This window comes from Galbibacter pacificus (assembly GCF_029603165.1).
Classification (GTDB): Bacteria; Bacteroidota; Bacteroidia; order Flavobacteriales; family Flavobacteriaceae; genus Galbibacter; species Galbibacter pacificus.
Genome location: NZ_JAQSVC010000003.1, coordinates 36119 through 49785 on the forward strand (window position 1 = coordinate 36119; position 13667 = coordinate 49785).

At 37.8% G+C, this 13667-nt stretch carries 12 protein-coding genes and 3 tRNA genes; 6 read left to right on the forward strand and 9 right to left on the reverse strand.

Annotated elements, in window-relative coordinates:
- Positions 1–99: 99 nt before the first annotated feature.
- Positions 100–810, reverse strand: coding sequence for a queuosine precursor transporter (locus PSF86_RS08470; RefSeq protein WP_277899645.1), 711 nt, complete (start codon positions 808–810; stop codon positions 100–102).
- Positions 811–2574, reverse strand: a complete 1764-nt coding sequence (sppA, locus tag PSF86_RS08475) for a signal peptide peptidase SppA (RefSeq protein WP_277899646.1) — start codon at positions 2572–2574, stop codon at positions 811–813.
- 349 nt (positions 2575–2923) lie between these two features.
- Here sppA and folK point away from each other — a divergent pair, with 349 nt between their 5' ends.
- Complete coding sequence (gene folK, locus PSF86_RS08480; protein WP_277899647.1) at positions 2924–4048, forward strand: 2-amino-4-hydroxy-6-hydroxymethyldihydropteridine diphosphokinase; 1125 nt, start codon at positions 2924–2926, stop codon at positions 4046–4048.
- Positions 4049–4194: 146 nt separating this feature from the next.
- On the opposite strand, the gene PSF86_RS08485 is transcribed toward folK, so the two are convergent.
- Entirely contained in the window at positions 4195–4725 is a 531-nt protein-coding gene (locus PSF86_RS08485) for an RNA methyltransferase (RefSeq protein WP_277899648.1), read from the reverse strand.
- Positions 4726–4965: 240 nt separating this feature from the next.
- Here PSF86_RS08485 and mutS point away from each other — a divergent pair, with 240 nt between their 5' ends.
- From mutS to PSF86_RS08500, 3 genes are all read left to right on the forward strand, one after another.
- Complete coding sequence (mutS, locus tag PSF86_RS08490; RefSeq protein ID WP_277899649.1) at positions 4966–7533, forward strand: DNA mismatch repair protein MutS; 2568 nt, start codon at positions 4966–4968, stop codon at positions 7531–7533.
- A 197-nt stretch (positions 7534–7730) separates the two neighbouring features.
- Positions 7731–7803, forward strand: a tRNA-Gly gene (locus tag PSF86_RS08495).
- Positions 7804–7886: 83 nt separating this feature from the next.
- Positions 7887–7972: transfer RNA gene (locus PSF86_RS08500), tRNA-Leu, on the forward strand.
- Between the two features lie 95 nt (positions 7973–8067).
- On the opposite strand, the gene PSF86_RS08505 is transcribed toward PSF86_RS08500, so the two are convergent.
- From PSF86_RS08505 to PSF86_RS08530, 6 genes are all read right to left on the reverse strand, one after another.
- Complete coding sequence (locus PSF86_RS08505; protein WP_277899650.1) at positions 8068–8619, reverse strand: hypothetical protein; 552 nt, start codon at positions 8617–8619, stop codon at positions 8068–8070.
- A complete protein-coding gene (locus PSF86_RS08510) occupies positions 8606–8794 on the reverse strand; it encodes a hypothetical protein (protein WP_277899651.1) in 189 nt (62 codons plus the stop codon). The genes PSF86_RS08505 and PSF86_RS08510 overlap by 14 nt, the downstream gene beginning before the upstream one ends.
- A 612-nt stretch (positions 8795–9406) precedes the next feature.
- Positions 9407–9547: a hypothetical protein gene (locus PSF86_RS08515; protein WP_277899652.1), complete on the reverse strand. Its 141-nt coding sequence runs from the start codon at positions 9545–9547 to the stop codon at positions 9407–9409.
- A 126-nt stretch (positions 9548–9673) separates the two neighbouring features.
- Entirely contained in the window at positions 9674–10840 is a 1167-nt protein-coding gene (locus PSF86_RS08520) for a BamA/TamA family outer membrane protein (RefSeq protein ID WP_277899653.1), read from the reverse strand.
- A 434-nt stretch (positions 10841–11274) separates the two neighbouring features.
- Positions 11275–11349: transfer RNA gene (locus PSF86_RS08525), tRNA-Asp, on the reverse strand.
- 85 nt (positions 11350–11434) lie between these two features.
- Positions 11435–12364, reverse strand: a complete 930-nt coding sequence (locus tag PSF86_RS08530) for a DUF58 domain-containing protein (protein WP_277899654.1) — start codon at positions 12362–12364, stop codon at positions 11435–11437.
- Positions 12365–12512: 148 nt separating this feature from the next.
- On the opposite strand from PSF86_RS08530, the gene PSF86_RS08535 reads away from it, so the two are divergent.
- Positions 12513–13391, forward strand: coding sequence for a cell division protein FtsX (locus PSF86_RS08535; RefSeq protein ID WP_277899655.1), 879 nt, complete (start codon positions 12513–12515; stop codon positions 13389–13391).
- Between the two features lie 13 nt (positions 13392–13404).
- Positions 13405–13665, forward strand: a complete 261-nt coding sequence (locus PSF86_RS08540; RefSeq protein ID WP_277899656.1) for a DUF3098 domain-containing protein — start codon at positions 13405–13407, stop codon at positions 13663–13665.
- The last annotated feature ends 2 nt before the right edge of the window (positions 13666–13667 follow it).

Here is a 13667-nt window from a genome sequence, read left to right on the forward strand (position 1 = left end):
AAATATATACGAAGATATTGCTTGTAAAAGATTACATATACTTAAATGGATTTCAAGGATTTACACAAGAATAGCCTTGCCAATAAAAATAACACTTACTTAAACTTCCAAATCGATTTCCTCGCCCGGTTTAAGTTTAAACCTTTTTTTAAAAAGGAAAACAAAAAGGTACAGAAAAGGCGTATCCAAAATGGCCACCAAAACCTTGAAGAAAAAACCGCTTACCACCAATCCGTAAAACAAAGACCACGGAAGTACTTTAAAAACGCACAACAGAAAAACCACCGTAAAAGTATCTATAAACTGCGATGTAAAGGTTGAAAAGTTATTGCGTAGCCAAAGATATTTACCCTTGGTAATCCTTTTCCAGAAATGATAAATTGTAATATCTATGTACTGTGCCAAAAGATATGCAATCATGGACGCAAACACGGCAATGGGCGAAAGGGCAAATACCTGGGTAAACGTTTCGTCTTGAATGGGCGATGTTTTTATTGCCGGGGCCTTTTCTGCAATTAAGATAATGAGCATTGAAAAGAAAGAAGCAAAAATTCCTGCTGTTACCACCTGATTTGCTTTTTTCTTCCCATAAATTTCAGAAATAAGGTCGGTTATTAAAAACGTAATGGGGTATGGCAATATTCCCACCGAAATTTGAAACAAAGAGGCTCCAAAAATTTTTATATCGCCAAAGGGGTACCAATAAAAAAATTTTTGAAATATAAGGTTGGACACCACTAATGAGGTAATAAACAATGCGCCTAAATAGAGATATAGCCTAAAAGCAAGCCTTTTGTCTTTAGCAACCATTTAGTGTATATTTATTTCAAAAGGCATTCTTGCCTGCAATCCTTTTTTATTGGCCATTGCTTTTACTTGTTGCATTAAGTTAAATGCCTCTTCGCCAAGTTCTTCTTTTAGCAATTGTTCTTTGCTTTTTACAAACCCAAGCCCGGAAAAACCTTGCAAAATCTCTTCGATACTGGTTTCGTATACCGGGTAATTTTTTAAGGCATAATCTTTCGTGTTGCTGGTTTTGGCCGCATATGCAACTGCTTCGTCTATACCCCCGATTTCGTCTACCAAACCATTTTCTTTTGCCTGCAAGCCTGTCCAAACCCTGCCTTGGGCAACAGCGTCTACGGCTTCTAAGCTCATTCCCCTTCCTTCGGATACTTTTTTGAGGAAGGTTTTATAAAAGTGTTCAATCCCTTCTTTGGCATATTTTTTAAAATTGTCTGTGGCCGGCTCAAACAAACTGTATGCGGTAGCATTTTTATTGGTATTTACCTGCTCGGCATTAATGCCCCATTTTCCGGCCAGTTCGCTTACGTTAGGGATGGTCGCAAAAACCCCAATGGAACCTGTAATGGTAGAAGGTTCGGCAAAAATTTTATCGCCGGCCACCGCCATGTAATATCCTCCCGAAGCTGCCAGGTCGCCCATGGATACAATTACGGGTTTCACCTTTTTGGTTACTTCTATTTCCCTCCAAATAATATCGGAGGTAAGTGCCATGCCGCCAGGAGAATTGATCCTAAGCACAATTGCCTTTACCTTATCGTCTTCACGGGCTTCTTTAAGCGACTTAAACATAACTTCCTGCCCGATATAATTGTCGTTTCCTTTACCGTAACCTATTTCGCCTTGCGCATAAATTACCGCAATACGGTCTTTTCCGCTTGTTTTTACTTTTCTGGAGGCAAACTTGGCATAATCCAGAACATTAATACGGTTAATGTCTTCTGTTTTTGTTAAGCCTAATTTACCCCTAAGCAGTGTATTGTATTGGTCGATATAACTCAATGCATCAACAAAATTGTTTTGAAGTGCCATTTCTGGCGTTCTTGTGGCCAACTCATCGGCAAAAGTGTTTAAATTTTCAATGTTAATATTTCTGCTTTCAGAAATATCTTCCAGATAAGTATTCCAGACCGAAGATAACAATTGGGTAATTTGCTCCCTGTTTTCTTCGCTCATTTTGTTACTTAAATAGGGCTCTACCGCACTTTTGTATTTTCCATGACGGATGACTTCCATTTTAATGCCCGATTTTTCCTGAAGTTCTTTTAGGTATAATATTTCTGAAGAAAGCCCCCTAAAATCTAAATTTCCGGTAGGATTTAAAAAAACCGAGTCGGCTACAGAGGCCAGATAATAATCCTTTTGAAGGAAAAGATCACCGTAAGCATACACAAATTTACCTGAAACCTTAAATTTTTTGATGGCATCGCGGATACTTTTTGTATTTGCCGCCCCGGTTGATAAAAAAGAATTGTTTATGCTAATACCTTTTATTTTATCGTCGGTGGCCGCGGCTTTTATGGCGAGCAAAACATTGTTGAGCCCGTTATATTCTTCAAAATTGAAGTCAATGTCCGTAAATTCATATTTTCCTCCGTAATCTTTTATGGGCTCCTCGAAGGTTAATTCCAAAACAGAATTGTTCTTAACCTTTATAGGCTCTTCCGAGCTCCCGGCAATGGCCAAAAAAACCAAAAAGACCATGAATATCATTCCCAATGCAATAATTGTCCCTAAAATTGCGGCTAATAGATTTCTTAAAAACTTCATATATTCTAAATTAAGAAGAAGTTCAAAGATAACTTCCAGCGCAATAAAAACAAACTAAAAGGCTTTTTTATAATTATTTCTAAAAATTCCTATACCAAAATTAATGTATTAGACCACAAGAATTTACAAGCACAAAAAACATGTGTAATACATTGAATTTCATGTATTTACAAACGGGTTTTTTGATTTTTTTGAATTAGTAAATTTAAACTATCGTTTTTGCTAGCGTAAAGTTCAAATAGCGGATTACACTCATAATAATTCCCCTAACCTAAAGACCGGATATGTTTTATATATTCGATCTTTTTTATGCATAGCTTTTATATCTTTCGTTACTTTGTACTTTATCATGATTCACTATAAACGTACATATCTTTCGGCAGGAAGCAATCTTGGAAACAAGTTTGAGAACTTAAGCAAAACGGTAAACTTATTGCATGCAAGGGCCGGCAAAGTAGTTTCCTGCTCGCCTATATATCAAACCCCTGCCTGGGGTTTTGACAGCGACGACTTTTACAATATTTGTGTGGCCTTGGATACCGAAATGCAGCCACAAGAATTACTGGACGTACTTTTACAGATTGAAAAAGAAATGGGAAGGGTACGAAACAAGAAAAAAGGCTATTCTGCCCGGACCATCGATCTAGATATCCTGTTTTACAATGATGCCATTATTGACGAACCGGATCTTGTTGTTCCGCATCCACAGTTGCATCTACGAAAATTTGTGCTGCAACCATTGGCTGCAATTGCCCCAGGAAAAATACACCCCATACTACAAAAAAGTATTGCCGAACTTTTAAATGAATGCGAAGATAAAAGTGAGCTTGTAAAAACAAAGCTTGAGATAACAATTGCCAAAAAAGATTTTTCTCAATTTAATTTTATTGCCATTGAAGGAAATATTGGTGCTGGAAAAACAACCCTGGCCACAAAAATTGCAGAAGATTTTAACGGGAAACTTATTTTAGAACGTTTTGCAGACAACCCGTTTTTGCCAAAATTTTACGAAGAACGTAACCGCTATGCCTTTCCGTTGGAGATGTCTTTCCTGGCCGATCGCTACCAGCAATTTACAGACGATACTTCACGCCCGGACCTTTTCAAGAATTTTATGGTAAGCGATTACGATATTTTTAAATCGTTGATATTTGCCAAAGTTACATTACAGGAAGACGAGTTTATGCTGTACAGAAAGGTTTTTAACTTTATGTACAAAGAAGTAATAAAGCCGGACGTTTATGTATACCTGTACCAAAATACCGAACAATTATTGCGTAACATACATAAACGCGGGCGCACGTATGAGCAGAATATCCCCGAAGATTACCTGAACAGTATTAACGACGGGTATTTGGAATTTATAAAAACGCACCCCGAAATTAATCCGTTGGTCATTGATGTTACCGATTTGGATTTTGTCCAGAATAAAAATGATTATCGTTTTATCATCGACAAACTGCATGATTTTTAGGTCAATCTGTTTTTTGATTGGTTTTATTTAAGATTTTTTTTGGATTTCTCCCAGAGGTTTGCTTAATTCGTAGAAGACTTTAAGCAAGAAACTAGCTAACTTTACTTAATATATTTACCCGGGATTCGAATTATCGAATCCCTTTTTTATACCGATAATTTACAGAACAAATCCCACAGGACCACTCCGGTGCTTACTGAAATATTCAAGGAATGTTTGGTGCCAAACTGCGGTATTTCTACTACTTCATCGACCATTGAAACTACTTTTTGCTTTACCCCTTTTACCTCGTTTCCAAAAACAATGGCATATGTTTGATTGGTTTTCACGGAGAAATTATGAAGCATGGTTGCGCTTTCGGCCTGCTCCACTGCAACGGTATAGACACCTTCCTGTTTTAATTTGGCGATAAGGGCCTCTGTACTTTCTACATATTCCCAAGCTATACTTTCGGTAGCGCCCAATGCAGTTTTATGGATATCTTTATGCGGTGGTGTGGCCGTAATGCCGCAGAGGTATATTTTTTTAATCAAAAAGGCATCGGCGGTCCTGAAAACCGAGCCAATATTGTTTAGGCTCCTGATATTGTCGAGCACAATGATTAATGGCGTTTTCTTGGCCTGTTTAAATTCTGGTACGTTTAAACGTTCAAGTTCGCTATTCTTTAATTTACGCATCGTTATATTGCTTGTTTGTGCAAAAGTAACCATTACGGCTGTACAAAAAAAGTTTACCAATAGCCTCGCACTGGTTGGTTTGCACGTACAAAAGGGCTACAAATGGAACTAATGAACAGATTTTGTTTATAACCCATTGCGCTAAAAATGGCATGGAAGCTTAAAAAATAATACTTTCGCTAAACAACCTAATTTATATAAGATTTGGCAACGACAAAAAGTAAAAAAACAACGCCTTTAATGAAACAATACAACAGCATTAAGGCGAAATACCCCGATGCTTTATTACTGTTCAGGGTAGGGGATTTTTATGAAACGTTTGGAGAAGATGCAGTGCATGCGGCCAAAATTTTAGGGATTGTACTTACGCACAGGAACAATGGCGGCGATAGGACGGAGCTGGCCGGTTTCCCCCACCATTCCTTAAATACTTATTTGCCGAAATTGGTGAAAGCCGGGCAACGGGTGGCGATATGCGACCAACTGGAAGACCCCAAACAAACAAAAACGATTGTAAAAAGGGGCGTTACAGAACTGGTTACACCGGGCGTAGCTCTTAACGATGATATATTAACGGCAAAATCGAACAATTTTTTATGTGCTCTTTATTTTGGCAAAAAGCAAATGGGCGTGTCGTTCCTGGATGTTTCTACGGGTGAGTTTTTAACTGCTGAAGGCAATGAAGAATATATTGCAAAATTGCTTCAAAATTTTAGTCCGAGTGAAGTTTTGATCTCTAAAAAGTACAAAACCGTGTTCTCTGAAAATTTTGGCAAGGAATACCATACTTTTTTTATGGAAGATTGGGTTTTTCAGGAAGATTATGCCCATGAAACCCTTAACAATCATTTTAAAACAAAATCGCTTAAGGGCTTTGGAATAGAGCACTTGGAATGTGGCATTATTGCCGGTGGTGCGGCATTGCATTACTTGTCGGAAACGCAGCATAGCAAACTTGAGCACATAACGGCCGTTTCGCGCATTGCCGAGGAAGAATATGTATGGATGGACCGTTTTACCATTAGGAACCTGGAACTTTACCAGGCCCCGTCTGCCAACGCCGTAACCCTGTTGGACGTTATAGATAAAACCATTTCGCCCATGGGGGGCCGTTTATTAAAGCGCTGGCTGGCACTCCCGCTAAAAAATATGGAAAAGATAAAACAGCGCCATGAAATAGTGGAGTACCTAAAACAAGAGAACGAACTGATGCTTTCTTTCAGGGAACAGATAAAACAAATAAGCGATCTGGAAAGGCTAATCTCCAAAGTGGCCACGGGGAAGATAAACCCAAGAGAGGTGATTTTGCTTAAAAATTCGTTGGAAGCAATCGTACCCATAAAAAAAACATCGGAAAACAGTAAAAACGATGCGCTAAAAATCATTGGCAACCGATTAAACTTATGCGATGTTTTAAGGAACCGCATAAAAGAAACCATACACGAAGAAGCACCGGTAAACCTTGCCAAAGGGAACGTAATCGCAAAAGGCTTTTCGAGCGAACTGGACGAACTGAGAAGTTTGGCTTTTTCGGGAAAAGATTATCTTGACCATATGCTGGAGCGTGAAATGAAAAACACGGGAATTTCATCGTTAAAAATAGCCAGCAACAATGTTTTTGGTTACTATATAGAGGTACGAAATACGCATAAAGACAAGGTTCCAGAAAGCTGGATACGTAAACAGACCTTGGTGAATGCCGAAAGGTACATTACCGAAGAACTAAAAGAATATGAAGCCAAAATTTTAGGTGCTGAAGAAAAAATTGCCATTTTGGAGCAGGAGCTTTTTTCGCAGCTGGTTGTATGGATGCACTCGTACATAGAACTGGTTCAAAGCAATGCTTTTTTAATAGCCCAATTGGATTGTTTATGCGGCTTTGTACAACTTGCAACAGAAAATAATTATGTGCTGCCCGAAATTGACGAATCGTTTGATCTTGAAATTATAAACGGAAGGCATCCCGTAATTGAAAAACAATTGCCCCCGGGAGAGGCCTATATTGCCAACAACACCTCGCTAAACCGGGACGAAAAGCAAATTATTATGATTACCGGGCCCAATATGAGCGGTAAATCGGCCATTTTGCGACAAACGGCACTTATTGTGCTTTTGGCTCAGATAGGAAGTTTTGTGCCGGCGGAAAAGGTACGCATAGGAATTGTAGACAAAATATTTACACGTGTAGGGGCCAGCGACAATATTTCTTTGGGAGAATCTACTTTTATGGTAGAAATGAACGAAACGGCCTCCATCCTGAACAACCTTTCCAACCGAAGCCTAATCCTGTTAGATGAAATTGGGCGGGGCACCAGTACCTACGACGGTATTTCTATTGCCTGGGCCATTGCCGAATATATCCATGAGCACCCCGGTAAGGCAAAAACCTTATTTGCAACGCATTATCATGAGTTGAATGAAATGACAGAAACTTTTACGCGGATTAAAAACTTTAATGTATCGGTAAAGGAATTAAAGGACAATGTATTGTTCCTACGGAAGCTGATACCAGGCGGCAGTGAACATAGTTTTGGGATACATGTTGCAAAAATGGCCGGAATGCCACAGCAAGTAATACACCGGGCGAACAAAATTTTAAAGAAATTGGAAAAATCGCATAGCAGTGAAGAACTTACTGACAACTTAAAAGCCTCTCAAAACGAAATGCAGCTAAGCTTTTTTAATCTGGACGATCCACTGCTTGAAAATATTAAAGATGAAATATTGCACACCGACATTGATACCTTAACCCCGGTTGAAGCCCTGATGAAACTCAATGAAATTAAGCGTATGCTGGTTAAAAAATAACGACCTAAATATATAACTAAAATGTTATAACGAATGGTAATATTCTAATCAACTTATCCTTAACTGGTTTATAGCACCGATTAACTTTTATTTAAAAAAAGCTTTGCTTTTTACAGAATTGTATTAAATTTGCATCCGCATTCAGCGATTATTGAATGTTGCTTTTATAAAGTGTTCTTTTATATTTTTGAAATTATGCGAAAATAGCTCAGTTGGTAGAGCGCAACCTTGCCAAGGTTGAGGTCGCGGGTTCGAATCCCGTTTTTCGCTCAACAAACACCAAGCGGTTTTATGTAATTAGGTTGTGGTTTTCCCAACACTTTTAAAGCCGTTTTTTTTATTAATGGCATTTCGCTCGAGTGGTGGAATTGGTAGACACGCTGGACTTAAAATCCAGTGGGCAGTAATGTCCGTGCGGGTTCAAGTCCCGCCTCGAGTACTTAAAACCCCTGTAAAACATTGTTTTTACAGGGGTTTTATAATTAAAAACGAACCTAAAACTTTATACGTTTTTTTTATTATCTTTTCATTTCACTATAAATTAAACCCTATTCGGATATTCGGTCCAAAATTCCTGATATCATACCTAAAATAGTCCCTTCCGCTACCCGTTTCATAATCCATGCTCATAACACGATATCCAACAGAACTCTGTATAACCTTGGGAAATTTATATCCTACATATGCCTGTATTTGCCAAGTTAGGTCGGAACCAATTCCAAAACCACCAATGTCGCCCCTAAAAATCCAATATAATTTTTCATCATACGTTTTGGACACTCTTGCCACGGCAACCGGATCTATCCAGAATTCCAACAAGAAAGCACTTTCATATCTAACATCGCCAACAGTGCCTATGGTTTGTACATCCAAGCTTGATTTAACAGCGTTTATCCTTCCTGCCAGCCCTACTTCCAGATAAGGATTTAATCTGTATAAACCTGCCAGTTCGCAACATAATTGTTTAGCGTTGGCCCTACCGGATTCAATTAAAACCCTGTCGGCATTAACACGCTGCTCCAAGTCCATGTAAATAAAATCGGATGTAATGGCCCATTTTGCATTATGGGCCTCAAGATAAAGCATGCCCCCTATTTGCACTACTGAATATATCATCGGGCTCGACATCTACTTCAACAGGAGGTATAACCCCAACACCCAAATGTCCAGACATATTACTAAACATTATATAGGGCTCTATTAAAAAATCCCATTGATTATCCATATCGCCATCTTGCCCATAGAGCTTACCATTGCCCATGAACAGAATACATATGATGGCTCATACATATACCTTTGTCTTTTTGTTTTTTTGTACCGAGACCTTGAAACTACTTGATTGAACCGTTTTCATTTCTATAAATTTATTGGTTATTGACTGCTAATCGATTTCAGAAGTGCTCTGAAATTTTTGTAGTTTGAGGTCCCGAACATCTATATTTCAATGATGCCTTTATATTATTCCATAGGCTTGACAGGGTATTTTTTTATTAATTTTTTTATTTTTTTAGGAATAGACTTATCCCTTTGTTCTGCTTTTTCTTTTACTACAGAAGTAATTACGCCTTGCCAGGCCAGCTTTTTGGTTTGTCCGTCGTACAGTACATGTCCACCACAAGGGTCCCTTCCATATAATCGTCTTCATCAAAAGTTGTGATTGCTGAAACCATTCCCGGTGCCAAGCCCCAGCCCCAACGGCCTCCGTAACCAAGACTTCCGTTAAAGTCGGTATAAGCAGTTTTGCTTGTTTTTTTTATTGACTACCACGTATAATGTAACGGCCACATCTGCCCCAGAATCTACCATCGACATTCCTCTCGTGCGGTCAACTCGGACTGTATGGCATCTGTGATTCGCTTTTTGTCAAAATCGGTCAATCCCTGGTCGCTATTTTTTCCCATCCTTCAAAAGAATATGTTTTGTAAGACGCAAAATCAATAGATTTATCATAATCGCTTTGTATCTGTGCATATCCTATAACACTTACAAATATGGCAATTAATAAAACCTTCATGTTTTTAGCAATAGTTTTAATTTTTATAATGGGGGAAGATGTGTTTTTTACCTCTAAAAGAAGTCAGTTAATTATAAAAATCTCGTCTAACTCAAAGATAATAATATACAGGGAAAATTCAACAACTTAATTTCTTTGGTTCCAAGCCGATCCACATACTATGTAATATCCAAAATCGTTATTAGACCAAGCCACGTCTACCCCTACACGGATTTTAAATTTCCTTGCTATTAAATACCTAAAGCCTGCACCGTAATTATATATAAAATCTGCCTCATTAAAGCTTTGATTGTCATTAACAGCCTTGGCCATCCCGCCAAAGGCCACACCGCTCCAACGCAATGAAACATCATAGCGCTGTTCTGTTTCCAGTATGTATGTAGAGGTTCCTTGATACCGTGCCGCCGGGACCCCCCTTAACTGTATGCCTGGCTGGGCATAAAATGGGGCATCACCAAATTGCTGGTCTGTTTGAAAGCGGAAACCGCTTATCCAGTTATTCTTTAATTGAATGTACTTTAAAGCAATCAATTCAAAATTATGAAAACTAAAATCACTACCTGTCCAATTGTCGTTTACATGAAAACTAGTATTAACAAAAAGGCCCTTATCTGGGGTGAAAATATTATCTCTTTTATCAAATTCCAATACAATTCCCGGACTACTAATATTACTTTTCAAGTCTTTATCGCTCACAAATTCTGGAAGGGTTTCAAAATCGAAATTTGGAGAGATGTCACTATTCATAAAAAGATATTCAAGACCTACATAAAAATTTGAGCCACCTATTTGTTTTAATATTGAACCAAAAAAAGGAAAAGACCTAAAGTTAAACTCAAATTCTTTTTCACCCACCACCGGAAGCTCTCTGTAATAACTTAAATTAACAGCTCCATATCCTGTTGCAACGGTATATTTTATGCCATGTTGCGGGACAAAACCCATTCTAAATGCACCAAAAAGCCATGATTTATTGGCCGTATATGCGCCAAAAAAGGCAGTGATATTTGGTGGTACATATTTTTCCTTGGTTTGATACTTACTGGGTTTTATAAATATGGGCGCTACCATAATACCTATATGTCCAAGGGCTGGCTCGGTAATGGGCTGCATAAATGGAATAAAGCCTTTTGGATGCAATAGAAATTCGCTGAAATCCAATTTGTTGTCCAATGAATCCCTAAAAATAGATTTTTTAGGCTTGTCCTGTGCCAATAGGCAAGTGTGAAAAAGCACTAGCACCAAAGCAACGAAGAATTTCTTTTTAATGAATACAATTATATATTCAACCATAACAAGTTATATAAGCTATTGCAAAAACAGTATATAATTATCTAGTCTGGCAGTTGCAAAAAAACACATAGCAATAACTATGTTATTATGTTGTTTGCAACAACTGACATTACAAGAAAGGGAGAAACCATAAAATGGTTACAATTTAAAACAACTCTTTATTCAACAACCAGTTTGGGGGAATATTGCATAACAAATTGCATATTTTTCCAACACAACTATTGGGAATGATCCATGATCCGGAATAATCCCAAATATACAACAATTGAGAAACCTTTAAAACAAAAAAAGCCTTCAACAATTTAGCCTGAACTAAAAAGGAAAGCCTTTCATTGGTTTAACTACTAAACCTTCAGCAGTATTTCTACCACTGAACAACACAACTATCTTTATGTAAAAAAGCTCCAATTCTCATTGAAGCTTTAAGCAATTTGCGGTCTGGACGGGACTCGAACCCGCGACCCCATGCGTGACAGGCATGTATTCTAACCAGACTGAACTACCAGACCTTGCTTGATTGCGGATGCAAATATACGCCCCATTTTTAATTACGCAAACCTTTTTTACGAAAAAATTGAATATTTTTTCACCCCCTTAAGCAAACCTTTGCCGTTCAATAAGATATGTCTGTAAAATTTTACCGATATCCTTCTGTACATCAGCAATCACATAGTTAATCTTGTATTGTGCACACCTTAATTTTATAGCCGATTGGTATTTCTCCATGGAATCTTTATATGCGTCTTTTATATTTTCAGCAAATAAATCGATTATTTCTCCTGTTTCAATATCCTTGAATCGCTTGGGGGCATTATCAAAATTAAAATCAAATTCCTTCTCTTTATCCAATACATGGAACAAAACCACTTCGTGTTTATTATACTTTAAATGCTGAAGTGCCTGAAAGAGGGCATCGTGATCGGTCTCTGTTTGAAACATGTCCGTGAACAAGAAAATCAAGCTCCTTCTATGGATTTTCTCTGCTATTTGGTGCAAATATGTATATGTTTTTGTTTGCTGGGCATTATTGTTCTTTGTTAAAAGCCCTTCCAACGTATTAAAAAGTAAGTGCATGTGCCTTTCGCTCCCTTTTTCGGGCGCATAAAATTCATACGTGTCTGCATATACGCTCAGCCCCACTGCATCACGTTGCTTTTTCAACAATTTTATCAAAGCGGTGGCAGCCAATACAGAAAAGCCCAATTTATTTAATTTATTTATGGATTGCTTTTTAATATCGGGGTAATGCATCGAAGCTGAATTATCTATAATAATATGACAGCGCAAATTGGTCTCCTCATCATATTTTTTAGTGTAAAGCTTATCGGTTTTGGCAAATAATTTCCAGTCGATATGCCTTGTACTTTCTCCTTGGTTGTATATTTTATGTTCGGCAAATTCCGAAGAAAACCCGTGAAACGGACTCTTGTGCATCCCGCTTATAAAACCTTCCACTACTTGATTGGCAACAAGCTCTAGGTTATCTGGTAATTGTAAATTGTTTATTTCAGTTTGTAAATCCATACTTTCCTTATTCCACGTATAGGTTTCGGTTGTGCTTTTTTGCCCTATCCACTTCTTTGCTGCATACTTTTAAGGCATGTTGGGCGTTATATATTATCGAGATTAAATTTACTTTATTACTTTTACACATCCAATTATATAATATAATATGAGCAAATCTTTTGAACGCTACCAAAAACGTAAACTTATTTCATCTTACTTTTCTGTTATCTTAAGTATAGCGCTGGTTTTGTTTCTTTTGGGAATGTTGGGTTTGTTGGTTATCAATACAAAAAAATTGGCCGATCATTTTAAGGAACAAGTAGCCATAAGTGTTTTTTTAAAGGATAATGCCAAAGAAGTAGAAATCAATCAGCTACAAAAGAGCCTTGCGATGACCGAATACACCAAATCGGCAACTTTTGTTTCAAAGGACGAAGCGGCAGAAGAACACAGCAAGGAAATCGGGGAAAACTTTTTAGAATTTTTAGGATATAACCCCCTGCAAAATTCAATTGACGTACACCTTAAAGCGGCATATGTTTCTACGGATAGCATTCAAAAAATAGTAACCGATCTCTCTAAAAAAGATTATGTGGCCGACATTTCATACGACAAACCCCTTATTGGCATGCTCAATGAAAACGTAAAGCGAATGAGTTTCTGGATATTAATCGCCAGTGGTATTTTTACCATTATTGCCGTACTTCTTATAAACAGTTCCATTAGGCTGTCGGTATATTCCAAACGCTTTATTATTAAAACCATGCAAATGGTAGGGGCCACCAAACGGTTCATCCGCAGGCCTTTTATCTGGAACAGTATAAAACTTGGTATGATCGGTGCCTTGGTTGCCATTCTGGCTATGGGCGGTATTTTATACTATGCCAATACCAAAATGCCACAGCTTAATTTACTTTCAGACCCATTGGGGCTTTCCCTATTATTTATAAGTATCTTTGCTATTGGAATTATTATTACCTGGATAAGCACCTATATTGCTACCCAACGTTTTTTAAATTTGAGGACAGACGATTTATATTATTAAAAAAATAACGACCGTGAAAAACAAAAACACTCCTACAAATAAAGAATTTATCTTCCAGAAAAAGAATTACCTATTCATGTTTATTGGTTTGGCCCTTATTGTTTTAGGGTTTATCCTCATGAGCGGCGGAGGCAGCGACGACCCCAATGTTTTTAATCCGGAAATCTTTAGTTTTAGGCGAATACGCTTAGCGCCAACCGTCATACTTTTGGGCTTTGCCGTAGAAGTATATGCAATCCTGCTAAACCCGAACAAAAAAAAGGAGAACCAATAATC

What these genes read in the sequence shown, in the direction of transcription:
- mutS (WP_277899649.1), top strand. Translation starts at nt 4,966, where the DNA reads ATGAAACAATACAACAGCATTAAGGCGAAATACCCCGATGCTTTATTA.
- PSF86_RS08535 (WP_277899655.1), top strand. Translation starts at nt 12,513, where the DNA reads ATGAGCAAATCTTTTGAACGCTACCAAAAACGTAAACTTATTTCATCT.
- PSF86_RS08485 (WP_277899648.1), bottom strand. Translation starts at nt 4,725, where the DNA reads ATGCGTAAATTAAAGAATAGCGAACTTGAACGTTTAAACGTACCAGAA.
- PSF86_RS08470 (WP_277899645.1), bottom strand. Translation starts at nt 810, where the DNA reads ATGGTTGCTAAAGACAAAAGGCTTGCTTTTAGGCTATATCTCTATTTA.
- folK (WP_277899647.1), top strand. Translation starts at nt 2,924, where the DNA reads ATGATTCACTATAAACGTACATATCTTTCGGCAGGAAGCAATCTTGGA.
- PSF86_RS08505 (WP_277899650.1), bottom strand. Translation starts at nt 8,619, where the DNA reads ATGCTTTATCTTGAGGCCCATAATGCAAAATGGGCCATTACATCCGAT.
- sppA (WP_277899646.1), bottom strand. Translation starts at nt 2,574, where the DNA reads ATGAAGTTTTTAAGAAATCTATTAGCCGCAATTTTAGGGACAATTATT.
- PSF86_RS08510 (WP_277899651.1), bottom strand. Translation starts at nt 8,794, where the DNA reads ATGGGCAATGGTAAGCTCTATGGGCAAGATGGCGATATGGATAATCAA.
- PSF86_RS08530 (WP_277899654.1), bottom strand. Translation starts at nt 12,364, where the DNA reads ATGGATTTACAAACTGAAATAAACAATTTACAATTACCAGATAACCTA.
- PSF86_RS08520 (WP_277899653.1), bottom strand. Translation starts at nt 10,840, where the DNA reads ATGGTTGAATATATAATTGTATTCATTAAAAAGAAATTCTTCGTTGCT.
- PSF86_RS08515 (WP_277899652.1), bottom strand. Translation starts at nt 9,547, where the DNA reads ATGAAGGTTTTATTAATTGCCATATTTGTAAGTGTTATAGGATATGCA.